Consider the following 23640-nt stretch of genomic DNA (forward strand, 5'->3'; position numbering starts at 1 on the left):
ATCATTAAGATAATTTTGCAACTCTATAATTTTTTTGTCATAATCCTCGTCTAGATTATTAATGATTTTAAGTAAAGCAGTCATATTATCTACCTATTATTATACTAATAATGTAATAAATTCTAATAAAAGTCAAATTTTTAATTAAAAAATTAATATAACTTATTAGCAATTCCTACAAATGTCAAATAAATTCAAATAACATCAAAAAAAACTCACAGGGTCAACATCTATTGTTACTTCAATATTTGAACTCAAGTTACAGCAATGTTTCAGCTTTTTCTTTATGAATAGACTATGGTTATTGTATATTTTTAGTAACACTCTATAACGATATTTATTGTTTAAAAAATTTATTGCTGCTGGTGATGGGCCAAAAATTTCAAATTCTTTCAGTGTCAAGTGCTGAGAGGTAGTTGAAAATTGATTATGCAAAAAGTTTGTTATCTCATTTGCTGCTTTTCGTGTTGCAAATTGATCCTTACCGCAAACTATAAGCGCTATTAATCTACTAAATGGTGGCATTTTAGCTTTGCGTCTTGACTCAAGTTCAGTTTCATAAAATAAATCCCTTTTTTGCTGCTGCAATGCTTTTATTATCAAACTTTCAGGATTATTAGTTTGCACTATTACCGTTCCTTTTTCGTTGAATCTTCCCGATCTTCCTGCAACTTGATGCAATAATTGATACGTCTTTTCTGCTGCCCTGAGGTCAGAGTTTTCAAGGCCTAAATCTGCATTTATCACTCCAACTAAAGTTAATTTAGGGAAATTATGCCCTTTAGCAATCACTTGTGTACCGATTATAATATTCACTTCTTCTTTGAGCACTGAGTCAATTACGTTACCAAGCGACTTCTGATCGCTGCTGATAATTGCAGTTTTTGCATTTGGTATTAATTTCACTATTTCTTCAACTAACCTTTCAATTCCCACACCATAAAGGAGCAATGACTGCTCACTTTGACAATTGGAGCATTTTTCTGGAAGTTTTAATTGATAAGAACAGTGATGGCATAAAAGGACATTCTTTTTCTTGTGGTACGTAAGCCATACAGTGCAATTTGAGCAGGAAATTTTATATCCACATTTTTTACAAACTGCAAGTTGCGCATACCCCCTGCGGTTTAGAAAGAGCATAACTTGCTGTTTTTTCTCTATGGTTTGTTTTATCCCTTCGAAAAGCTCATTTGAAATCCATTGTTTATTATTCACTACTTTTATGTGCGGCAACTCTGCACCACCGAATCGTTCGGTTAGCTTTACATGGTTGTAATTCCCTTTTTTAACATGATAAATTGTTTCAAGCAGCGGAGTAGCAGATGATAAAATAATCGGAATATTTTCGAATTTGGCTAAGATAATTGCCATATCTCGAGCATTATATATAATCCCCTGTTCTTGTTTAAAGGATGAGTCATGCTCTTCATCGACGATGATTAATTTTAGGTTTTTATAAGGTAAAAAAAGTGCTGACCGTGCCCCAATAATTATCTGCGCACTTCCATTTGCGATACTGAGCCAATTATTTCGGCGAGCTTTGGGAGTGAGTCCTGAATGCCACTCAGCTATATTTCCAGATATCTGACTGTGAACACGATTTACTAATTGTGAAGTTAGGACAATTTCTGGCAGAAGGATCAGGACTTGTGCATCGTTTACGATTTCAATTAACCTTGCAATCACAGAGAGATAAACTTCCGTTTTTCCAGACCCGGTTTCACCGTCAAGCAAAGTCACTGAATACTCATTCAAATTACTTATTATCTTATCGCGAGCTGCTTGCTGCTCAGGGCTTAATTGGTAATCTATTTCACTTATTTCTTGCTTTTGCTTAGTGCAAACTAACTTATCTATTTGATTTACCTTTAACACTCCTCCCATTATCACTTTTGCAAGCATACCAATAGGTATTACATTATACTGCGCAACCCACTCTGCAAATTCGATCAGTTTTGGTCTGATGCTCGGTAAATCGACCTTTTGTTCAATACATTTTAATTCTCGATCGCTTTTGCTACTTTCTCTCCAAACTATTCCAATCAAACGCTTTCTGCCAAACGGCACCACTACGTAATCTCCAATTGAAGTTTCAGTATCTTTCTCAATTGCATATGAAAATAGCTGATCAATTGGAAGTGGTAGTAATACGTCAACTATTCTTGTCATAAGTTAGCGCTGTTTTTAGATACATAAAGAAGCCTTAATGCTTTTTTCATAGTACACATTTATAATCATAAATATTGGAAATGTGAGGAAATTCTGTATGTTTAGCGATAAAATAGTCCTAGACTTTGAAATAGAAAAAGGTGACCGAATAGATCGGTGTTACTTCTCTACACGCATCAAACTTACAGATAAGAGCAAGAGTTTTCTATGTGAAAAGCTTGGTAAACCTAACAATTTAGATGATTACTTTAATCTTAATCCTGAGAATTTTTATATTTATTACAACAAATATAGTGGTCACTATGGTATAAATGAGCTATATATCAGAGATGATAATGATAGATATTTAGCTACTAAACTTCCACTTGATCAGAGCGGATTTTCGATAGAGTTATCACCTGGTGAGACAAATTATGGCTTTTATCCTCTCTATGCAATCTATAACCCTAATCAATATGACAAAAAGCAGGAAAAGAGCTTTGAAGATAATGGTGAATTGCAGCCGTTTGTGTCAATTGTATTGGATTACTTTCTAAATGGCTTAACCATTCAAGATATGTTTTTGCAAATACAAAATGAGCTTGTTGAAAAAGAAATAAAATTAGAAGAAGACAGAAGAAAAGCAGAGGAAGAATTAAATCAAAAGAATGAAAAGTTAAGAGAACTCATAGAAAATGATGAGATTAAAGTACTTAAAGTAATAAAAGGCCATAGTATTGGGAATGGACGTTCAGCGGCAATTTTGCAGCTTGATGGTGATCTTGATGCAAGTAAGTACTACATAGCAGAGTATGAAGGCAATGAATACTTACATTGCACGAGCTCTGGTTATGACATACTGCTTGACCAGAGCGATTTATTTTTTGTTCTCAATAGCAGCTCTTATCTTGAACTTGAAAGCGGTTTCTACTCAATACCTGCTGGCAACTATGCTAAATATCTCGATACTAAGAATCTGCTTTTTCGCGATGATCAACTATCTAAGCAGTTGTGTAAAAACAAGGTAAAGGCTGAATCTACAGTTAACGCATTTTTCTCAAGACTTATTTATAGTGAAAATTTTTAAGAGGTGAATATGAAATTTAAAACAAATTCTGAATATGATAAATCACAAACTTTGATTAAAAAATTATTTCCAAATAAAGAAAGTATAGTAATAAACGATCAGCTTACAATAGAAGTAAAATATGGGGGATTAGCTAGTTATACCCCTGAGTATATAAAACAAACTGTAAAAGATGCTTACGGAGCCTGGTCTGATAATTTCTATTCACAAAAAAGCGTTCATTCTGGTCCAGTAAAATTGCAGCTTTATGTGCTGAAAAATTACGATGATTACAAAGCTCACATCAAGGAACTTTCAGGTGGTAAGGACCATAGAGAATTATGGGGTGGTGGAACGGTCAGAGCACACGAAGCTGACGGCACGATAGCAAAGACTTTTATTGTTGGAGATGTAAATGGTTTACTTTGCGCAAAATCTAAAATTTTAATGGAGAAAATGAGCGATGCATTTCTTGAGTACTCTACCGGTAATATGGATACAGTACCTGAAGTTTTACGTACCGGTATGAAGCTTTTCATGTGGAGCTATGATGCAGCTAAAAAAGAAAGCACTCGCGATATGCATTATACAAAAGAAGCATACAATAAAATGCATGAATCTGGGCATGATACACCATATAAAATAGCAAGTATGTCTAACGACTATAGAATATCAGATTGCTTAGTGACATTCCTACAAGAAAAACATCCTCAATTCATAAAGCAATTGCTTACTGAAATGTCCTTCGATAGAGTACAAGCGATATCAAAATTCAAACATCTTTTGAATAACTCAGAAGTTGAAAAAGAATTTAAGCAGTGGATGGATGTAAAAAGTGGCGATAAAATCGTGGCAGATCTTGTGCCAGATAGTGAAGTTATGACTTTTGGCGAACACAAGCTTAAAATAAATATAAAATATGATGATGAGGAATTAACTCAGAGCAAATTGAGTAGTGTAAAAAATGCCATCGAGAGTACTATAAAAGATTTTGATTCAGCATTTGGCATTAATAATTCTCAGCCTTGGCACAACATACCAAATAAAGTTAATGTTTTCGTATTTAATACAAAGAGTGACTACGAAAATTATCTTAAGGAGTTGAACGTTCACTATAAAGACGCTTCTGGCTTAACAGTTCAAGGGCGTGGCTCAGAAATTCATGTTTATTTTTATTTGCAGGACCAATTTGATGACTCGTGTAAAACTTTGAAACACGAATTGGGGCACGCCTTAACTATCATTAATTCCTATTATGGTACAGGTGATGTCTTATCTAAGGCCATGCATGAAGGGGTTGCTAACTATATGGCAAGTTTAGAAGATGGTCGGCATGTCAATGACCACGGAGATAAAGAGGCCTTGATTGCAATAAGAAATAAAGATCTCAAACCAGATGAAATATTGCGCAATAATATTTGGAGTAATAAAGGGGAACATTATCATTCGGATGCTGAACAAGTGATCAAATTTCTTGAAGATAAACACCCAGATATGATTGATAATTTGCTCAAGGGCCTTTCTACACATCGTGCAGATAGATCTCAAGGTAATAAATTATTTGAGGATTTTTTGACTGAGCTAAAAGGTTATACTCAGGAATTTAAACATTGGGTCAAAGCTGAGCTGAGTGGTGAACAACATATGGAATATAATGTTGTTGAATCTAACAGTGTTGAAAGTTCAACAAGCCAACAAAGTGCAGGCAAGGGTCTATATGGTTATAGCCCAGTACATAATGTAAGTGGTGATAAAACCAAGATAGAAAGTGTCAGTAGAGAAGATTCTATGCAACCTGCTAAAAAAGCGAGTGAAGACGAACAAGGAAAAGCTGTTACAACAAAAGTTATGAAGTATAATAAACAGCCTTTCTTAAAGGTGAATATTGATGACAATAATGTAGAAAACACTATAGGAAAAGTAAACGAGATAAATAAGGTAACAGGTGCGACGAGTTTACATTCTGCTGCTTCATTGGGAGATTTAAGCAAAGTAGCAACGCTACTGAAACACAATTCATATATTGATACAAGAGACCATAACGGACAAACGCCACTACATTACTCTATTCGGTCAGGAAATACGGAAGTAGCAAAATATCTCATTGATAATGGTGCAAATCTTAATATCCAGGACAATCCTTATCGTCAAACTGCTAAATATGCTTATTCCAAAACACCTTTACACTATGCTATTGAATCTGGCAATACAGAGATAGTTAAATATCTAATAGATCGTGGTGCAAATCCTAATATTCAAGATGCTTATTCCGAAACGCCATTATACAGTGCTATTTATTCAGGTAATACAGAAATAGTGAAGTATCTATTAGATCATAACGCAGATCCTAACAGTAAGGGTTTTTATACTTTTCCATTGCTTGCTGCTATTAAGCTAGGGCATGCGGAAATAGTTAAGAGTTTAGTTGAGCATGGCGCAGATCTTGGTATCAAGAACACGTCAGCTCAAACACTGCTGCACTATGCAATTGAGCTAAAACATACGGAAATTGCTAAATACTTAATAGATCGTGCTATAGATGTTGATACCCGTGATATTAGCTCTGGTAAATCTCCACTACATTTTGCCATGCACATGAAAAATATGGAAGTAGTTAAATATCTCATAGAGCATAATGCGGATATTGATATTCAGAATAGCTATGGCTTAACACCTTTGCATCTTGCTGTTGATCTTGGGAATAAGAAGATGATAGAGCAGTTAGTTGAAAAAGGTGCAAACATTAATGCTCAGGATAATGATGGCTGGACACCTTTAGTTCATGCAGTGAGGAGTGGGCAGTTAGATGCAGTGAAGCATCTGATAGAAAGCGGTGCTGATATTAATGTTGTAGGTAAAGAAGGAGATAGATTACTTGATCATATCACGTTTTGTATGAAAGATGCAAAACTACACAAAGATGTAGCAGAAAGTAAAAAATATGACGATAACGATTCTCATTATCAAAAGCTTTCAAAAAAAGCTGCAATTTTGGAGGAGACTGGAGAGTATATGCTTAGCTACCTTAAAAAAATTACTCTGCAAGAGAACAATATAGATCAAACGCCAGCAGATCAACCTGCAAGTGAAGAAAGGAATAAAAGGTCGCTAGTAGAAGATGAAGAGAAGCAAGAGGGAATAACTGTTATAGATAATGTGAAAGAAGAATCACAACATCCTTTAAAAATCAAAGTAGGTGAAGCTATTGGAGATGGTAAATATAAGGCGGTGCTGCAAGCTCAAAATCAAGACATAGATAATTTTTATCAGAACTTAAGCAGTCAGTATACTGCTGGGAAATACAATTATAATCAAATGATAGCTCTGTATAATAAAGTTTATGTGCAAGATTCCAATCTTGATGGAAAGCCGATCACTCTTTCTGAAGCTTATGTTACAAATGATCATCTATTTATTAAAAATCAAGATTTTGGAATTTTGAATGATTTTAATGAGATGTTCTATAAGAGTGATGAGTTTATGTAACATAAAAGGTGGATGAGAATTAATTGATATAAGGAATTAGATCTTCCACTGTCATCCCAGTGTTTCTTTCTCCTGCCATTCCGGCATTTCCTTCTCCTGTCATCCCAGTGCCCCGACACTGGGATCCAGTGTTCATATAATCTCATCACAAACGTTTATTTTAATTTAAGACCAATACCCAATTTAGAATCAAAATTCCTGGATTCCAGTGTCAAGCACTGGAATGACAGGAGAAAGAAACACTGGCATTCAGAAAACTTAACTGTAAATGAGTACGCCTGGTGGTTGCATAATAAGAACTGGAATGACATCATCTACTATGCAAATTACCAAAATGTCCGTACAGCTGTGACTGGTTTGGGTTTTGTGCAGCTATCCTGCAAACGCTATGTAAATAACAACTATACATTTATCTTCAAGATTATTTACCAAGTATAGACATCAGCTCATCCCATTCTCTTTTACCAATGCCACTTTCTTCTCTAGTAATATTTTCTCCTTTAATTAGCTTGCGAATTATTTCAAGACCAGTTTTTGAAATACAGGCTGATTTTAAGGAGTATTCAACAAAAGCATTATAGGCCAGCGGAACCCATTTTTTCACTATGTCCAACATAATTTCTGCATAGACTCTAATTTCATATTGGGCGTGCTTATCAGCTCTGAGCTTTAGAAAATGAAGAAGATTGTGTAGATCAATTTTCCAATAAAATTGGGTATAGTAATTAAGTGTTAGATTAGTTCGGGCAATTTCCCTTGCAAGGCCCTGTTCAATAAATTTCTCATAATGAGAATATACTAAATTAGAATCATTTATTAGAGAATCTATTATTTCTTTTGAAGTACTTGAGTCAAAAGCTTCACCGCTGCCTTGTTTATTATTATCAGATTGTTTTGCAACCTGTTCTGGTATATAAAATTCATTATCAAGTATCGAATACCTTCCAGAATATTCATTCACATTTGCAGTTCTGTGTCTTATCCACTGTCTTGCAACAAAAATTGGAAGTTTCACGTGAAACTTAATTTCACACATTTCAAATGGAGTTGTATGATGATGCCTCATCAAATACTTTATAAGCGCTTCATCTTGATTTATCTGTTTCGTTCCTTTTCCATAAGAAACGCGAGCAGCTTGAACTATGGCGCTATCAGAGCCCATATAATCAATTACTCGAACAAATCCATGATCTAACACCTTATGTTCTTCGTATAGAATTTCATCTATCTCTTTTACTGTAGTTCGCTTATTCATAACATGTCCTCAAGGAAATATCGGCTCCACACGAATTGAGTTTTTCGTCCATCGCTTCATAGCCTCTCCATAAATGATGTGAGTTATTTATTGTAGTTTCTCCTTTAGCTACCAAAGAAGCGAGAATTAAAGCTGCTGTTGACCTTAAGTCATTAGCATGCAGATTAGCTCCAGATAGGCTCTTTGTTCCACTTATAGTAGCTTTACTTTTTTCAATGCTAATGTTAGCACCTAATTTTCTTAACTCATTTGCATGTGCAAATCTACTTTCAAAAACGTTCTCTTCAATGATTGATATTCCATCTGCAATGCACATAGCGGACATTAGTTGTGGTTGCATATCACTGGGAAAGTTAGGATATGGATTTGTTGCAACATGAGCAGATGTAATAGGGCCATTTTTTCTAGAAATAATAATACCATCATCATGTAACTCAACTCTGGCTCCTATAGTCTTTAATTCATTTGCAATGCATTCTATATCAGACAAACTTACTCCTTCTAACTTTAGCTCGCCGTCGGTAATGACAGCAGCCAAAGCATAAGTACCGCCCTCTATGCGATCTGGTATTATTTTATGCTCACACCCATTTAATGCTTCAACACCTTCTATTGTGATTTTTGTATTATTAACTTCAATATTGGCACCCATACTCTTCAGAAATTCTATTAAATCAAGAACTTCCGGCTCGATTGCAGAATTGTTTATTATTGTTACTCCCTCTGCAAGTGTTGCTGCCATTATTATATTTTCTGTTGCACCAACACTCACTTTTTCAAATGTTATTTCTTTGCCTTGCAATTTCCCCTTTGTTGTTGCAGTTATATTACAGCTATCAATTTCAATTTTAGCTCCCATTGCTTCAAGTGCCTTGATATGAATGTCAACAGGACGTTTTCCAATATTACATCCACCAGGAAATACTGTTGAAACTCTACCAAATCTGCTGAGCATTGGACCTAGCATTAAAAAAGATGCTCGCAGTCTGCTTGCAATTTTATGTGATATTAAATGGTTATTGATATTGCTACAGTCAATTTCCAAAGTATGATTTGCTTTATAGTCTTTATTGCATATAAAATTTACTTCTGCACCAAGACTCTTAAGCAGCTCAGACATCAAATGCACGTCAATTAAATCAGGTACGTTATGCAAAGTTATTGAAGAATTACTAAACAAGCTTGCCGCCATTATTGGCAAGACGGCATTCTTTGAACCATTAATCTTGATTTTTCCAGTCAAGGGCTTATGGTTACTTCTTACTAATATTTTATGCATTTAATCAAGCGATAGAACTTATCAAGTAAGTATAATAGGTTAGCCGTAAAAGGCAAAATTTTGCTTTTTCTTCTTCTGTCATTCGAGTAGCTGACACTGGGATCCATTTCTTCATCATCATCAAAATGTTATCTTTCAACATTACTTTTATGCTGACCAATTTAACTGGATTCCAGTTTCAGCTACTTGAATAACATTTTTGTAGTCGATTCAAAATAGCATAATTAACTACACCTTTCCAAAGATGAGAGACGCGTTGGTACCACCAAAACCAAATGAATTAGAAAGCGCATATTGAATTTTATGCTCTTGAGCTTTAAGTGGTACAAAATTTAAATCACACCCTTCTGAAGGTTTGTGTAGGTTTAAAGTTGGTGGAACAATTCCATTGTTTAATGCAAGGATACTAAATATTGCTTCAACACTTCCTGCGGCACCAAGTAAATGTCCTATAGAAGATTTAGTCGAGGAAACAGGTATTTTATAGGCATAGTCACCGAATAACTGCTTCATTGCTATTACTTCAACTTTATCCCCAAGTGTTGTTGAAGTTCCATGTGCATTGATATACCCAATTTGACTTGGGCTTACTTGTGCACTCCTTAAAGCAAGTTCCATTGCCTTAAGTGCGCCTCTTCCTTCTGGATGTGGTGCTGTGATGTGGTGCGCATCTCCTGTTAACCCATATCCAGTGAGTTCTGCATATATTTTTGCTTCCCTTTTTTTTGCATGTTCATATTCTTCCAGAACTAATATACCTGCCCCTTCGCCCATGACAAATCCATCGCGTTCTTCGTCCCATGGCCTTGAGGCCTCTTCAGGCTTATCGTTGAATTTAGTTGATAGCGCCTTCATCGATGCAAAACCTGCAATTCCAACTCTGCATAACGCACTTTCTGCTCCGCCTGCAATCATAATGTCAGCTTCACCGAGTTTTATAGCTCTTGCTGAGTTTATAATCGCATGCGCACCTGTTGCACATGCAGTTACCGCTGAGTCATTTGGACCTCTAAATTCGTATTTAATAGAAATATGACCAGATATCAAATTTATTAGACTTGCAGGAACAAAAAATGGGCTAACACGTCTAGGTCCCTTCTCCTGCATGGTAATTACATTTTCCTGAATTGACGGAAGACCACCTATACCAGAACCAATAGCTACACCTATTCGCTCTTTATTAATATTTTTATTTTCCAAAATTAGTGAATCTTCTACTGCCTGAACAGCTGCTGCAATTCCGTAGTGAATAAAACGATCTGTTCTTTTTAGGTCTTTTTCAGAAATATAATCTGGTGGATTAAAATAATGCTCAATGTTATCGGATTGCATAGGCACCTGCCCTGCAACCTGACAAGCAAGATCAGAAGAGTCGAACCTATCTGTATTGATTGCTTTGATGCCAGATTTACCTTCTTTCAGCTTTGACCAGGTGTTATTAACATCTTCTGCTAGTGGAGTAATTAAGCCAACACCGGTAACTACTACTCTTCTGCTCATTCAACATCAATTGTTTGCTTTGTTTACTACATATTCAACTATCTGTTCCATAGTTTCCATTTTTTGCGCATCTTCATCAGGAATCTCTATACCAAATTCTTCTTCAGCTGCCATGATTATTTCAACTGCATCTAAACTATCTGTGCCATGGTCTGAAAGCTTTGAAGAACTACCAAATCCCTCTACATCCTTACTGATGTGCTCTAGTATAATCTTCTTTACTTTTTCTTCTATATCTTCCCTAGTGCTTTTTGCCAATTCGCTCATTTCTTACTAAAAAATAACCTATTCTCTGATGTTATAAGAAATTTTGATGTTTGCAATAGCTTTTATGATTATATAAACTATTAAAAACTTCCTATCTCTTAGCACTCGATAGTTAATAAATTTAAAAATGCTAGACGAAACAACAAAAAATTTGCTTGTTGTAGAAGTGAATAAGCTCTTACCTGAAAATAGCGAGAATAAACTTATATCAGCTATGCGTTATGTGCTTCTTGCTCCTGCAAAACATATACGTTCTTTTTTAGTTATAGCATCTTCGTCGATATTCAACATAAAGGTTGAAAAAGCAATAACAGCAGCAGCAGCAATTGAATTTATTCATGCTTACTCCCTCATTCACGATGATCTGCCATGTATGGATAACAGTGACACCCGCAGAGGCCAGCCAAGCTGCCACAAAAAATTTGGTGAAGCAACAGCAGTACTGGCCGGAGATGCATTACTTACCCTAGCTTTTGAGATATTATCTGTGTTAAATTGTGAGATCATAAAAGTGCTCTCTCAAGCAATAGGAATGAAGGGAATGGTGGGAGGGCAGATTTTAGATATAGGTGCAGATTTTGACAAAATAAAAGAAATTCATTTGATGAAAACTGCAAAACTATTTGCAGCTTCATGTGAAATAGGGGCTATAATAGGCGGCGCTACAGACAAGGAGCGGGAAGCATTATATAACTATGGAATAAATCTAGGGCTTATTTTTCAAGCCAAGGATGATATCGAAGATTATGAGCAAGATAAAACAAACAATTTAATGTCCGTGCTTGGAAAAAATGAAATGGAAAACTATATAGATAGTCTCTTTAAACAGGCCTCAGATAATTTAAGTACGCTTTCAGGGAATACTAGTGACTTATATGATTTATTGAATCAAGTAAAAAAAGATGGTTAGAAAAATTATATTACAAATGTTTATCTCTGTAGTAATGATTCTCACTTTAGCTTCTGCTTTTATAATTACGATTGTTTATATAAACAAAGATAAACCAGAGAAAAGGGAAAAGCTTTACGAAATAAATGCTACACATGGTGGTTTGACACAGATGATAGCAAGTTATTTGGTCAGGCCGATACTTGAATCAGCTCTTGATCGTTATATTGAAAAGCATGGGTTAGCAGAATATTTAGAAGAAATAACACAGCAAAAAGAAGAAGAGATGATAAACTTTTATGAAATTACTGAAGGCAGTGGCAGTAAAGTTTTCTGTGGCCAAGAAGTTCTGCTACAAATGTACAAAGTCTCCAACAACCTAGCAACGCTACTTCCGACTGATGTCAATTTGAAAATAGGTCGGGATTACTTAAAAGAAGTGAGTTTAGGGGTAATAGGTATGAAAGAAGGTGGAGAGCGTGTAGTTACTATTGCCGCTGATGACAACAAAATGAGTTTTAACTCTTATTACATCAAACTGATTGAAGTAAAAGATAAATATCCCGATTCAGCAAATAACCTGATGATTTTTAATGACTTAATTAACAAAACTGGAAAACGAGTAAAATGTGGCGATGAGATATCAGTTCAATATAGCATAAAGAAACATAATGGTGAGTATATAATCAAAGATCAAATAGTGCAGTTTAAGGTTGGTGACAAAAAAATACCACTTGCTATAGAACTTGGAGTTGTGGGAATGAGAGCTGGTAATAAAAGAACAGTTCTTTCTCCACCTGATCTTTTAACTGGTATATTAATAAAAGAAATAGATTTTGATGAAGAAAATATCTCAATAATTGATTTAAGCTTGAATTCTACTATTGAAAAATAGCTTAAAGAATTACGAAGTAAGAAAAAATAAAACCTCTTGAATGCTCTATATTACTTAAAGTAGGCTTCCTCTAAAGTATAAATTTAGATAAATCAAGCTGCTTTGAAATTGACTCTAGTTTATCTCTTACATATTTGCTATCTATAACAAATTTTTCACTATTTTTTTCAGAAGCGATAAAACTTATTTCATCCAAAAGCTTCTCCATGACAGTATGAAGTCTTCTTGCACCTATATTTTCCACTTCTCTATTAACTGTAAATGCTATTTCAGCTATAGTCTCTATACCATCATCAGTAAACTCAAGTGTTACATTTTCCGTTTTCATTAACGCTATATACTGTTTTAACAAACTAGATTCTGGTTCCTTTAATATTTTTATTAGATCCTCTTGAGTAAGCGCCTTAAGTTCCACTCTAATTGGCAATCTACCCTGTAATTCTGGTAAAAGATCAGATGGCTTAGATAAATGAAAAGCACCAGATGCAATAAATAATATATAGTCTGTTTTTACGGGGCCATACTTAGTTGAAACAGTTGTTCCCTCAAGTAATGGTAACAGATCGCGCTGCACTCCTTCTCTGTTGACTTCACCTTTTATTTCTGTACGTGCTGCAATTTTATCTATTTCATCTAAAAACACTATGCCTTCATTGCTAACAAGATCAATCGCTTTTTTGATTATCTTGTCTTCATCCATTAACCTTTCGCTTTCTTCATTAATCAATATTTCACGCGCTTCTTTCACTTTAACTGTAATAGTTTTTGTTTTTTTGTTCCCATTAAACATCTTACCCACTATTTCTGTTACGTTCATCACGCCAATTTGCCCACCTGGCATACCAGGTATATCAAAAGTGGGTAGCATACCCTTGCTCTCCCTGACGTTAATAGAAACTTCTCCATCTTCAAATTCCTTATTTCTCAGTCTTTCTCTGAAAACTTTTTTGCTTTCCTCGGTTGCATCTTCACCAACCATGGAGTTGACTATTATCTTTTCAGCCAAACCTAAAGCTTTTTTAGTTAAGGCTTTACGTGCTTTTTCCTTAACTAAAACTATTGCTGCATCAACTAAATCACGTATTATCGAGTCAACATCACGTCCAACATATCCTATTTCAGTAAATTTCGTTGCTTCAACTTTTATAAAAGGTGCACTAGCAAGCTTTGCTAAACGGCGAGCTATTTCAGTTTTACCAACTCCCGTATGGCCTATCATGAGTATATTCTTAGGTATAATCTCTTCACGTAGTGGAAGTGGTACTTTATTTCGACGCCAACGATTTCTGAGTGCAATAGCAACAGCACGCTTTGCGTCATTTTGCCCGATTATAAATCTATCCAACTCTTTAACTATCTTCTGTGGTGGTAGATCATCTAATAAAGCTTGTGAGCTTTGGATGCTGCTACTTTCTGTACCTTCATTTTCATAGAGGCCGTTTTTTTTATTGCAGTCATCATTATTATCAGATTGACCTACTACAGGTTGACCAGAAGAATTGGTACACAAAGTTCTTGACATATTACTCCTTTATTTTTTCAATAACTAGATTATGGTTTGTATAAACACATATATCGGCAGCTATCTTCATAGCCTTTTTTGCAATCTCCTCTATTGATATTCCTTCAACGTCAATCAAAGCTTTTGCTGCAGATAAAGCAAAATTTCCTCCAGAGCCAATGGCTGCAATGCCATCTTCAGGTTCAAGAACATCACCCGTTCCTGTAATGACCAGTGAAATGGACTTGTCTGCCACGATCATCATAGCTTCTAATTTTCTCAGATATTTATCCATTCTCCAGTCTTTTGCAAGTTCAACACATGCCCTCATTAACTGTCCTGGGTGCTTATCAAGTTTAGATTCTAGCCTTTCGAAGAGAGTAAATGCATCAGCTGTTGCTCCAGCAAAACCGGCAATTACGGAATCACCAGAAAGACGCCTAACTTTTTTTGCTCCAGATTTTATAACGGTATGGCCTAGCGAGACTTGCCCATCACCTATTACTACTACATTTTTGTCTCTTCTAATTGACAGTATAGTAGTACCATACATTTTACTGCTGTCATGATGAATCATTTTTTTTGTTATTTTAATTCGTTATATTATATTAAGATTATAACTTACAATATAGTACTTTTCTTATAACATTTAAAGTGTAGATGCAAAACATAATTCATCCAAATCTGGAAAAAGATATAAATAATTGGTTCAAAACAAAATTTAATGGTTTTACATTACCATTTTATAGCTCCATAGATCTTAGGAATTCAGGCTACAAAATTGCTCCAGTAGACGCCAATTTATTTCCTGCAGGGTTTAATAACCTAAGTGAAGTATCAAAAGTGATAGCAGCAAAATTGATAAAAAGCTACTTCGAAACAAAACAATATAAAAAGGCCCTTATAATACCGGAGAATTACACACGAAATAAAATGTATATAGAAAACGTATTTGTTATAGAGAAAGTACTGCAACTCGCAGGTTTTGAAACTAGAATTGGCCTCTTTCATAATGAAACGTACAATTTAATAGAACAGTATGAAACTGTTGTGAAAGAAAACTCTTTGCTGAAGACAACTTCAGGATTTGTGCCTGATGTTATTATACTGAACCGTGATATGACGAGCCACATTCCAGACACGCTAGAAAACGTAAAACAAGAGATAGTGCCAAGTCCATTATATGGCTGGCACAGTAGGCAGAAATTTCAATATTTTGAAATCTATCAAAAATTAGTGTCCGAATTTTGTGGCGAATTTAAAATGGACCCATGGCTTATTTCTGTGCTTACAGAAAGCTGTAATGGAGTTGACTTTAATGATGATTCATCACTAGGAGCAGTAGCGACTAAAATTGACCAAATATTATCTCTAGTGCAAAAAAAATATGAGGAATATGAAATAAAAACACAACCTTACGTTTTTATCAAAGCAAGCAATGGCACATATGGAATGGGCATTATAACAGCAACAAGTGGAAAGGAAATATTAAATCTCAATAAAAAAAAGCGTCATAAAATGAAAAAGATAAAAGAAGGAATAGCAATCAATAGTGTTATTATACAAGAAGGTGTACCAACTATTGACATATTTAAAAGTAGTTCTGCAGAACCGCTAATATACTATATAGGAGATGCTCCAACATGTTACTTATACCGATGTAATAGCAGGAAAGATGTATATTCTAGCTTGAATTCCACTTACTGTGAATTTTATGACATCAGCCAAGAAAATAAAACTCTGCCACTTTGGAACATTGTTAGCAAATTAGCAGTATTAGCATTGGCAGTAGAAATAAAATCTTTTCATCTCTAATTATTAAATTTCTACAATGCTGCCATTATGTTGAGTATGGTGAGCGTCATCAAGTCCAGTAGAAGGATCAGTACCATTATTAGGTTGATTGACAAACTTATCGATGTTTGATACTAGGTATGCTATGCTTGGTATCAAACTGACCGTAACAGTTAAGTTGAAATTATAGATTATGCCACCACCCAAGTCTATTGGTATGGTTGGAAGTTCCATTCTTTTTAATATGAAGCTTAACAAGCCCAATGACAAAGTGAATGTGCTAAAAATAACGTTCTTCTTGCATTTAGCAAGCTCAGCTTCACATTTCGTAAGTTCGTCATCACCCTTTTTGTATTTTTTACATGCTTCTTGATATTTTTTATGCACTTCCTTATATTCCTCGCACTTATAATAACAGCTTACGAATTCTGAAAATAGAAACAGGACTGCTGATGTTAAGCTAATATAACTTATTATATTTGTGTTGTTTCCAGCTAGGGAATGAATGATTTTTGCCTGCATCAATATTCCTATGATACAGCTTGCCAAGTACGCTGAGTTACCTACAACCTGTATTGTTTTTTCAGGTTTATTTTCCTCTTCACCATTCGCAGGTTTCTTAGATTTATATCCAGCTAGATTTAGCCCAAGATGAAGAGCAAATATTATTGATGTTGGTAATTTTATGAACTTGGCAATATCTAATATAGTACAAATATTGGATCTGTTGTTATCAATAAACTCGCAACAAAATTGCAATGAAATTTTACATAATATACCTGTTAAACCTGTTGCAATACAATACATCTTTCTAATATCATGATTGTGAACATCATGTATACTTTGTATAAATGTATTTGGTTTACCTTTTGGCATAAGTAGATAATAAAATAATAACTTTTTAATGTTATACTATAAAAATCTAAAAAGAAAAGTGCTATAAATCAGTACTTTGAGAGTGATCTAAACATAAATCGGCCAAGCACTTGATAAATAAGAGATCAGTACTGAGAGTTGGTACGCGAAAGTAATATCCGTCTTTGATAATTGCTTTATACTCTATATCAAGTTCAACCAGTGTTTCAGAATGCTCAGAAACAAAAGATATAGGTGATAAAACTACAGGTATATTATCTTCTTTCGCGCGTGATAGCTCACTTTCAGTGCTAGGCTCCAACCATTTTACAGGGCCAACCTTACTCTGATAACATATTCCCCAATCAAGATCTTCAATATTCAATTTTTTTACTATTAATTTTACTGTTTTTTCTATCTGTGAAGCGTAAGGGTCGCCTTTTTTAATAATACTAAGAGGTAAGCTATGAGCCGAGAATAGGACTCTTGGCTTACCGATTTTGCTAGCTAATTTATAATATTTAGACGTCAGATTAACATGAGCTTCAATAAAGTCTTCATTGTCATAATAATGGTGAATTGTTTTTGTGTTACATTCCAGTTTGGCATTTTTTTGCCAATTCTCGATGGATGATAGAGTTGTGGTGGTTGAATATTGCGGATATAGTGGTAGTAGAATGACTTCGTCAGGGTCGAATTGCTTTACGTTTTTAATAACTTCATCAGCAAATGGATGCCAATAACGCATGCAGATGAATATCTTATATACATGGTTTCCATTTTCATTTAATTTTAGTTCTAAAGCATCAGCTTGTGCTTTCGTATTCTCCAAGATTGGCGATTTACCTCCAATGTGCTCGTATATTTCTTGTGCAGTGCTTTCTCGCCTTTTGGAGATAAACTTTGCTAAAAGAAAGCGGAAAGGATTGGGTAGATTGACTATTCTTCTATCATAAAATAGATTAAACAAGAAAGGACGTACTGCACTTAGTGAATCAGGCCCACCAAGGTTAAATAAGATTACTGCCTTCTTCACTGACAGCACCTTTCTTCAGGTTTGCCTATAAAATCAGCTACACACTCATCAAGTTTAGTTACAGGCACTAAATTTCTCACACTAGCATACAATAGATGACCAGATCTCTTCACGTTACTCTGTGTAGATACAAAGTTTCTATCAAAAACCACATCAACACAAAAACTTGGCACTGCTTCAAAAAGTTCAACAGCAGCCAAAGATATCATTATGCAGCTTTGTAGAGCCTTCAGAAAAATCGTAAGGGGAAAAAGTAAAACCTTAACAAAGAGAGAGGGAGGACTTTCATTCATTAATTGTGCTGGATTAGGAGAATTATACTCAATATGCTGTCTATTTTTATTAAAAATAGGAAATTTTATAGTGTCTTTCTTAAATTCCTGCTCTATTTGTTTCTCGGTATAATTTTCATTATTAGTCATTTTTTTTAATAACTTTTCACGCAAGTGAAAGGTTATTACAACAAAACATGTTGCAACCATCAGTGCAGCACATATAAGTGCGCACTCGATAAGGCTTATGTTGCCTACCATAGCTGGTAATACAAAGCAAAAAAACAGCGGTATGGCAATCATTTCACCAAATGGAACAACGCTCCTTTTCATCGCAAAAGCGGCACCTTCTTTTAATTTTGTATTATTGTGTAAGCTATACTCTAAATAACTTAAAAATGCCAAATTAAAGGTTAAAAAACCTTTTGTTCCGCAAAAAATTGATGATTTAAGATTATTCACTAGTTTCTTACGACAGTAAACCATAAACTACCTCTTGATATTTTATTCTTGACTATAAATAAAAAATCTCTTTGATGGAACAAAAATTCACAATAAAATAAATATACGATCTTAATATAAGGGAATGATATGGCAATTGAGAGAACACTTTCGATATTAAAACCTGATGCAGTAAAAAATAATATTACAGGCAGTATAAATTCTTACATTGAAAAATCTGGACTAAAAATTATAGCACAAAGAATGATGATGCTGACAAAAAAACAAGCAGAGCTGTTTTATGAAATTCATAAGAATAGGCCTTTTTTTGGAGAGTTGGTGGAATTTATGACTTCTGGGTCTGTGATAGTTCAAGTTTTAATCGGTGAAAATGCAGTCAGTAAATACAGACAAATCATGGGTGCTACAGATCCAAAGCAGGCAGATAAGGGTACAATTAGGGGTGATTTTGCTGATGATATTAGTGAAAATAGAGTGCATGGTTCTGATAGTCTAGAGAATGCTCATAGAGAAATAGCTTTCTTTTTTGCTGAATGTGAATTGGTGTAGTTTTACTTTTTTACATATTAAATTTCTGAATTTTATGTTGAACTGTATAATATTAGCCCAATTTTTAGTTTAAGCAATATTAAGGGAAAGCTTTTTCATGCACAGTATAGATAATATTTAAAATGGATCATGTTGTTAACGCTTATAATAGATCTGAAGCTTCTATAGTTAGAGGAGAAGGAGTATATCTCTTCGATAAGGATGGTAAAAAATATTTAGACTTTGCTGCAGGAATTTCTACAACCTCTCTAGGGCATTGTCATCCATACATTACAGATAAACTGAAGGAGCAACTGGATTCATTATGGCACTGCTCTAATATTTTTACTATTCCTCAGCAGGAAAGGCTTGCTCAGCGTTTAACAGAACTTACCTTTGCCGATAAAGTTTTTTTCTGCTCAAGTGGACTTGAAGCAACAGAAGCTGCAATTAAATTTATTCGCCGCTATTTCTACTTAAATGGACAAGAAAAGCGCAGTCACATCATTACAATTGAAGGAGGTTTTCACGGCCGCAGTATTGCTGCAATTTCAGCTGGGGGAAATGAAAAATCACGCGAAGGTTTTGCTCCACTCCTTTCTGGTTTTGATAAAGTTCCAAGAAATAACATTGAAGCATTAGAAAAGAAAATCAATAGCGAAACAGCTGCCATATTTTTAGAGCCCATACAAAGTGAAGGCGGAGTACATCCATTGGACGTAGAGTATCTTAAAAAAGTAAGAGAGATAACAAAAGCTCAAGGAATAATTTTATGCTTTGATGAAGTGCAATGCGGATATGGACGGATTGGCTCTCTATTTTACTATCAAAATATAGGAGTTGAACCTGATATCCTCACTTGTGCGAAGGCTATGGGTAATGGATTTCCTCTGGCTGCATGTTTAGTAAAAGGTTATATAGCAGAAGCAATCACTCCAGGAACTCATGGGTCAACTTATGGAGGTAATCCACTTGCCATGACTGTTGGTAATGCAGTACTCGATGTAATGCTAAAGGAAGGCTTTTTTGACCATGTTAAGAAGGTCAGTAAATATCTAAAAGAAAAGTTGTTGCCTTTGACTGAAGAATTTCCGAAGATCGTTTCAGAAGTTCGTGGGGAGGGTTTATTGATAGGGATAGAGCTTAGAGTACCTTTGGCTGATAAAATTGTTAAACAATCTCTTGACAAAGGCTTAATAATGACTAAAATTTTAAATAATAGGGTAATAAGAATAACTCCTCCACTTGTTGTTGAGAATATGCATGTGAATGCAGTGTGTGATATATTTCATGACTTATTTTTTTATATTAAAGATATATAGACTTGCAAATGCTTCTTACAACATATAAAATCAACTCTGTTTCTATATCGCAATAACATCATACTTTAATGGATTGGTTATTGATTTCAGTATTGTCAGCAATTTTTTTCTTATTGATTTTATCGTTTTTGTTCTCAGGAGCAGAAATAGGGTTAACCTCAATTAGCCGATCCCGAGTGAATAAACTAAAGCTAGAAGGTAACAAAAAAGCCAAGATAATAGAGCTTTTGTTAGGTAAAAAAGAATTAACAATAGGAACAATATTACTGTGTAATACAATTATTAACATTACTTGCTCTGCTTTATTTACAGTAATATTTATAAATTCTTTTGGGAGTGAGGGCATATTTCTTTCAACATTCATGATGACGTTTTGTATTTTGCTATTTTGTGAAGTTTTACCAAAAACTTACGCCATGCAAAATCCTGAAAAATTTACATTACTTTCTGCTTATTTTATGCTGTTTTTTGTCAAGGTTCTTTCTCCATTGACATTAGGCATTCAGTTTATTGTCAATATCATTCTGAAGTTATGTGGGCTTCATAAGAATAGGGAGGTAATATCTGCAGCAGATGCAATGCGTAATATGATTACTCTTCACCGCAGTGAGGGCACTATGTTACAACAGGATTTAGATATGCTAAATAGTATACTTGATTTGGCTGAGACAGAAATATCACAAATTATGACCCACAGGAGAAACTTATTTTCTCTTGACATAGATCGAAACAAAGAAGAGTTAATAAGAGAGATTTTAACCAGTAGCCATAGCAGAGTACCTTTATGGCAAAAAGAACCAGATAATATTGTTGGAGTGGTTCACGTGAAAAATCTAATAAATGCCTTGCGTGAAAAGGATAATAAAATAGAGATTGCCAAAGTTATGTCAAAGCCTTGGTTTATACCAGAAAGTACGCCACTCAGTGTACAACTTCACAACTTCCGTAAAAACAGGAAACACCTTGCATTTGTTATTGATGAGTATGGAGCACTACAGGGAATCGTAACTCTTGAGGATATACTGGAAGAAATAGTTGGAGAAATTTCAGATGAACATGATTTGATCACAGAGAATTTTATAAAAAAGATATCCGATAATATGTATCACATAGAAGGAAAATCTACTATTAGGGATATTAATAGACAGTTACATTGGGATCTTCCTGATGAAGAAGCTACAACTCTAGCAGGTATGATTGTAAACGAGATAGAGCGCATTCCTGAAGAAAATGAAGAGTTTTCCATGTACGGTTTTTACTTTAAGATTTTAAAAAAAGATAAAAATATTATTACTATGATTGAAGTACAAGTAAAAACTGCTAATACTGTAGTAGCAATTAATTAGTTGGGTTCTATGGAAGATACATTAAAAATAACGGCTGAAGATTTGAAGAACTATATAGAGAGAATAGAAAAACTTGAACAAGAAAAGAGGGATGTGCAAGATCACATTCGTGATGTATATGCAAAAGCTGCAGATGAAGGTTGGGATATAAAAGTGATGAAACAGATTATTAGGCTAAGAAAGATGGATGATGATGACAGGGAGGAACAGGAAATATTACTTGATACCTACAAACGTGCATTGGGAATGAATTACGAAGGTGAATAGTAGGATTGTAATTGGAATAAGTGGAGCATCTGGTTCTATTTACGGTGTACGGATTCTAGAGGCACTAAAAAATACCAATCATGAAACTCATTTAGTGATCAGCAGTGCTGGAAAAATAACTATAGCTCATGAGATTAAAGAAAAACTTGAAGATATTATATCGCTTGCAGATTTTTACTATTCTGAGGAAAAAATAGGAGAAAAAATAGCAAGCGGCTCGTTTAAAACCTCAGGTATGGTTATTGCTCCATGTTCTATGAAAACAATGTCTGAAATAGCATCGGGGGTAACTTCCAATCTATTAACAAGGGCTGCAGATGTAACTCTAAAAGAAAGAAGAAAATTAGTTCTTATGGTGCGAGAATCTCCACTACATCTTGGACATCTACGAAATATCTTAAAACTAACGGAGATGGGAGCAATTATTGCTCCGCCGATGCCTGCTTTTTATATTAAACCAAAATCTTTGGATGATATTGTAAATCATTCTGTTGGTAAAGTATTGAATTTATTTGATATCGCATTACCTGACTTCGAGGAGTGGCAAGGAAATGTCAATTATTATTAACGGTAAAAAAACAGCAAATGATCTCTGTGAGGAGCTATCACAAAAAATTGATATTTTAAAGAAAGAGTATAATGTTTTTCCTTGTCTTAAAGTAATTCTCGTGGGTAGCAATCCAGCAAGTCAGGTCTACGTTCGTAATAAACAAAGAAAAGCAGAATCAATAGGCATAAGTTCTGAAACTATTGTTTTACCTGATAGTACCTCAGAAGATGAATTGATTGAAAAAGTTAATACATTAAATGAAGATCGATCTGTGCATGGAATTTTAGTTCAGTTGCCTTTGCCAAAGCACATCAGTGCAAGCAGAATAATTAATACAGTAAGTGTTGGAAAAGATGTAGATGGCTTTCATGATGAGAATGTTGGCAGGTTAGTTAAAGGTGAAAAAAATTGTCTGATACCTTGTACTCCCAAAGGTTCTTTGCATTTAATTAAGTCAGTTGAAAATAATCTGTCCGGTAAAAATGCGGTAATCGTTGGCAGATCAAATATTGTGGGTAAGCCAATGTTTCACCTATTATTGCAAGAAAATTGCACTGTTACCATCTTGCATTCACAAAGTAGGGATTTAGCTGATTATTGCTCTAAGGCGGATATAGTAGTTGCAGCAGTTGGAAAGCCAAATTTTGTTCAACCAGATTGGATAAAAAAAGGTGCAATAGTGATTGATGTTGGCATAAATAGCATTAACATAGGAAATCAAAGTAAGCTTGTGGGTGATGTTGACTTTGAGGGAGTAAAAGAAAAAGTCAAAGCTATTACTCCAGTGCCTGGTGGAGTTGGCCCGATGACAATAGCATTTCTTATGATAAACACTGTAGTTGCTGCTTGCTTACAGCGGGAAGTTGATCCTTCTGATTTTATTGCTTAAGGTTTAGATTAATGTTAGCATAAACAGAATACC

21 protein-coding genes are annotated in these 23640 nt (G+C 34.6%); 11 read left to right on the forward strand and 10 right to left on the reverse strand.

The annotated features are described in order from the left end of the window. Positions 1-204: 204 nt before the first annotated feature. Positions 205-2169 carry a primosomal protein N' gene (gene priA, locus O1Q06_RS05740; RefSeq protein WP_410542364.1) on the reverse strand — a complete coding sequence of 655 codons (1965 nt, stop codon included), beginning with the start codon at positions 2167-2169 and terminating at the stop codon, positions 205-207. Between the two features lie 97 nt (positions 2170-2266). Here priA and O1Q06_RS05745 point away from each other — a divergent pair, with 97 nt between their 5' ends. Beyond that, the gene (locus O1Q06_RS05745; RefSeq protein WP_410542365.1) at positions 2267-3235 is read left to right on the forward strand and encodes a hypothetical protein; all 969 of its coding nucleotides are present in this window, start codon (positions 2267-2269) and stop codon (positions 3233-3235) included. A 9-nt stretch (positions 3236-3244) separates the two neighbouring features. Further along, positions 3245-6700: an ankyrin repeat domain-containing protein gene (locus tag O1Q06_RS05750; RefSeq protein ID WP_410542366.1), complete on the forward strand. Its 3456-nt coding sequence runs from the start codon at positions 3245-3247 to the stop codon at positions 6698-6700. Between the two features lie 421 nt (positions 6701-7121). Here O1Q06_RS05750 and thyX read toward each other — a convergent pair whose 3' ends face one another. From thyX to acpP, 4 genes are all read right to left on the reverse strand, one after another. Further along, positions 7122-7955: an FAD-dependent thymidylate synthase gene (thyX, locus tag O1Q06_RS05755; protein ID WP_410542367.1), complete on the reverse strand. Its 834-nt coding sequence runs from the start codon at positions 7953-7955 to the stop codon at positions 7122-7124. Then, the gene (murA, locus tag O1Q06_RS05760) at positions 7948-9234 is read right to left on the reverse strand and encodes a UDP-N-acetylglucosamine 1-carboxyvinyltransferase (protein WP_410542368.1); all 1287 of its coding nucleotides are present in this window, start codon (positions 9232-9234) and stop codon (positions 7948-7950) included. Before murA ends, thyX begins: the two co-directional genes overlap by 8 nt. 228 nt (positions 9235-9462) lie before the next feature. Continuing rightward, entirely contained in the window at positions 9463-10734 is a 1272-nt protein-coding gene (gene fabF / locus O1Q06_RS05765) for a beta-ketoacyl-ACP synthase II (RefSeq protein ID WP_410542369.1), read from the reverse strand. A 6-nt stretch (positions 10735-10740) separates the two neighbouring features. Beyond that, on the reverse strand, positions 10741-11001 hold the full coding sequence (acpP, locus tag O1Q06_RS05770; protein WP_010406451.1) for an acyl carrier protein: 261 nt from the start codon (positions 10999-11001) through the stop codon (positions 10741-10743). A 127-nt stretch (positions 11002-11128) separates the two neighbouring features. Between acpP and O1Q06_RS05775 the strand changes: the two genes are divergently transcribed. Both O1Q06_RS05775 and O1Q06_RS05780 read left to right on the forward strand, forming a co-directional pair. Further along, positions 11129-11911, forward strand: coding sequence for a polyprenyl synthetase family protein (locus tag O1Q06_RS05775; protein ID WP_410542370.1), 783 nt, complete (start codon positions 11129-11131; stop codon positions 11909-11911). Continuing rightward, positions 11904-12785: an FKBP-type peptidyl-prolyl cis-trans isomerase gene (locus O1Q06_RS05780; RefSeq protein WP_410542371.1), complete on the forward strand. Its 882-nt coding sequence runs from the start codon at positions 11904-11906 to the stop codon at positions 12783-12785. Before O1Q06_RS05775 ends, O1Q06_RS05780 begins: the two co-directional genes overlap by 8 nt. A 70-nt stretch (positions 12786-12855) precedes the next feature. Here the strand turns inward: O1Q06_RS05780 and hslU are convergent, their stop codons facing one another. Together hslU and hslV are read right to left on the reverse strand one after the other, a co-directional pair. Continuing rightward, positions 12856-14307 (reverse strand): ATP-dependent protease ATPase subunit HslU, encoded by a 1452-nt coding sequence (hslU, locus tag O1Q06_RS05785; protein ID WP_410542372.1) that lies wholly within the window; start codon positions 14305-14307, stop codon positions 12856-12858. 1 nt (position 14308) lies between these two features. Beyond that, positions 14309-14863 (reverse strand): ATP-dependent protease subunit HslV, encoded by a 555-nt coding sequence (gene hslV / locus O1Q06_RS05790; RefSeq protein WP_410542373.1) that lies wholly within the window; start codon positions 14861-14863, stop codon positions 14309-14311. A gap of 83 nt (positions 14864-14946) precedes the next feature. Here hslV and gshA point away from each other — a divergent pair, with 83 nt between their 5' ends. Then, entirely contained in the window at positions 14947-16101 is a 1155-nt protein-coding gene (gshA, locus tag O1Q06_RS05795; RefSeq protein ID WP_410542374.1) for a glutamate--cysteine ligase, read from the forward strand. A 3-nt stretch (positions 16102-16104) separates the two neighbouring features. Here gshA and O1Q06_RS05800 read toward each other — a convergent pair whose 3' ends face one another. From O1Q06_RS05800 to O1Q06_RS05810, 3 genes are all read right to left on the reverse strand, one after another. After that, a complete protein-coding gene (locus O1Q06_RS05800; protein ID WP_410542375.1) occupies positions 16105-16956 on the reverse strand; it encodes a hypothetical protein in 852 nt (283 codons plus the stop codon). A gap of 61 nt (positions 16957-17017) precedes the next feature. Beyond that, positions 17018-17971 (reverse strand): ferrochelatase, encoded by a 954-nt coding sequence (hemH, locus tag O1Q06_RS05805; RefSeq protein WP_410542376.1) that lies wholly within the window; start codon positions 17969-17971, stop codon positions 17018-17020. Next, positions 17968-18729 carry a hypothetical protein gene (locus O1Q06_RS05810; RefSeq protein ID WP_410542377.1) on the reverse strand — a complete coding sequence of 254 codons (762 nt, stop codon included), beginning with the start codon at positions 18727-18729 and terminating at the stop codon, positions 17968-17970. The genes hemH and O1Q06_RS05810 overlap by 4 nt, the downstream gene beginning before the upstream one ends. Positions 18730-18834: 105 nt before the next feature. Here O1Q06_RS05810 and ndk point away from each other — a divergent pair, with 105 nt between their 5' ends. The 6 genes from ndk to folD all read left to right on the forward strand — a co-directional run bounded on the left by ndk (position 18835) and on the right by folD (position 23607). Further along, complete coding sequence (gene ndk / locus O1Q06_RS05815; protein WP_410542378.1) at positions 18835-19254, forward strand: nucleoside-diphosphate kinase; 420 nt, start codon at positions 18835-18837, stop codon at positions 19252-19254. Positions 19255-19376: 122 nt separating this feature from the next. Next, positions 19377-20555, forward strand: a complete 1179-nt coding sequence (locus O1Q06_RS05820; RefSeq protein WP_410542379.1) for an aspartate aminotransferase family protein — start codon at positions 19377-19379, stop codon at positions 20553-20555. 68 nt (positions 20556-20623) lie between these two features. Then, a complete protein-coding gene (locus O1Q06_RS05825; protein ID WP_410542380.1) occupies positions 20624-21901 on the forward strand; it encodes an HlyC/CorC family transporter in 1278 nt (425 codons plus the stop codon). A 9-nt stretch (positions 21902-21910) separates the two neighbouring features. Further along, positions 21911-22168: a DUF2312 domain-containing protein gene (locus tag O1Q06_RS05830; protein WP_007302162.1), complete on the forward strand. Its 258-nt coding sequence runs from the start codon at positions 21911-21913 to the stop codon at positions 22166-22168. After that, positions 22161-22736: a UbiX family flavin prenyltransferase gene (locus O1Q06_RS05835; RefSeq protein WP_410542381.1), complete on the forward strand. Its 576-nt coding sequence runs from the start codon at positions 22161-22163 to the stop codon at positions 22734-22736. Before O1Q06_RS05830 ends, O1Q06_RS05835 begins: the two co-directional genes overlap by 8 nt. Next, complete coding sequence (gene folD, locus O1Q06_RS05840) at positions 22720-23607, forward strand: bifunctional methylenetetrahydrofolate dehydrogenase/methenyltetrahydrofolate cyclohydrolase FolD (RefSeq protein ID WP_410542382.1); 888 nt, start codon at positions 22720-22722, stop codon at positions 23605-23607. The genes O1Q06_RS05835 and folD overlap by 17 nt, the downstream gene beginning before the upstream one ends. Positions 23608-23640 lie beyond the last annotated feature (33 nt).

It is taken from the genome of Wolbachia endosymbiont of Tetranychus urticae (assembly GCF_046529255.1).
Lineage (GTDB): Bacteria > Pseudomonadota > Alphaproteobacteria > Rickettsiales > Anaplasmataceae > Wolbachia.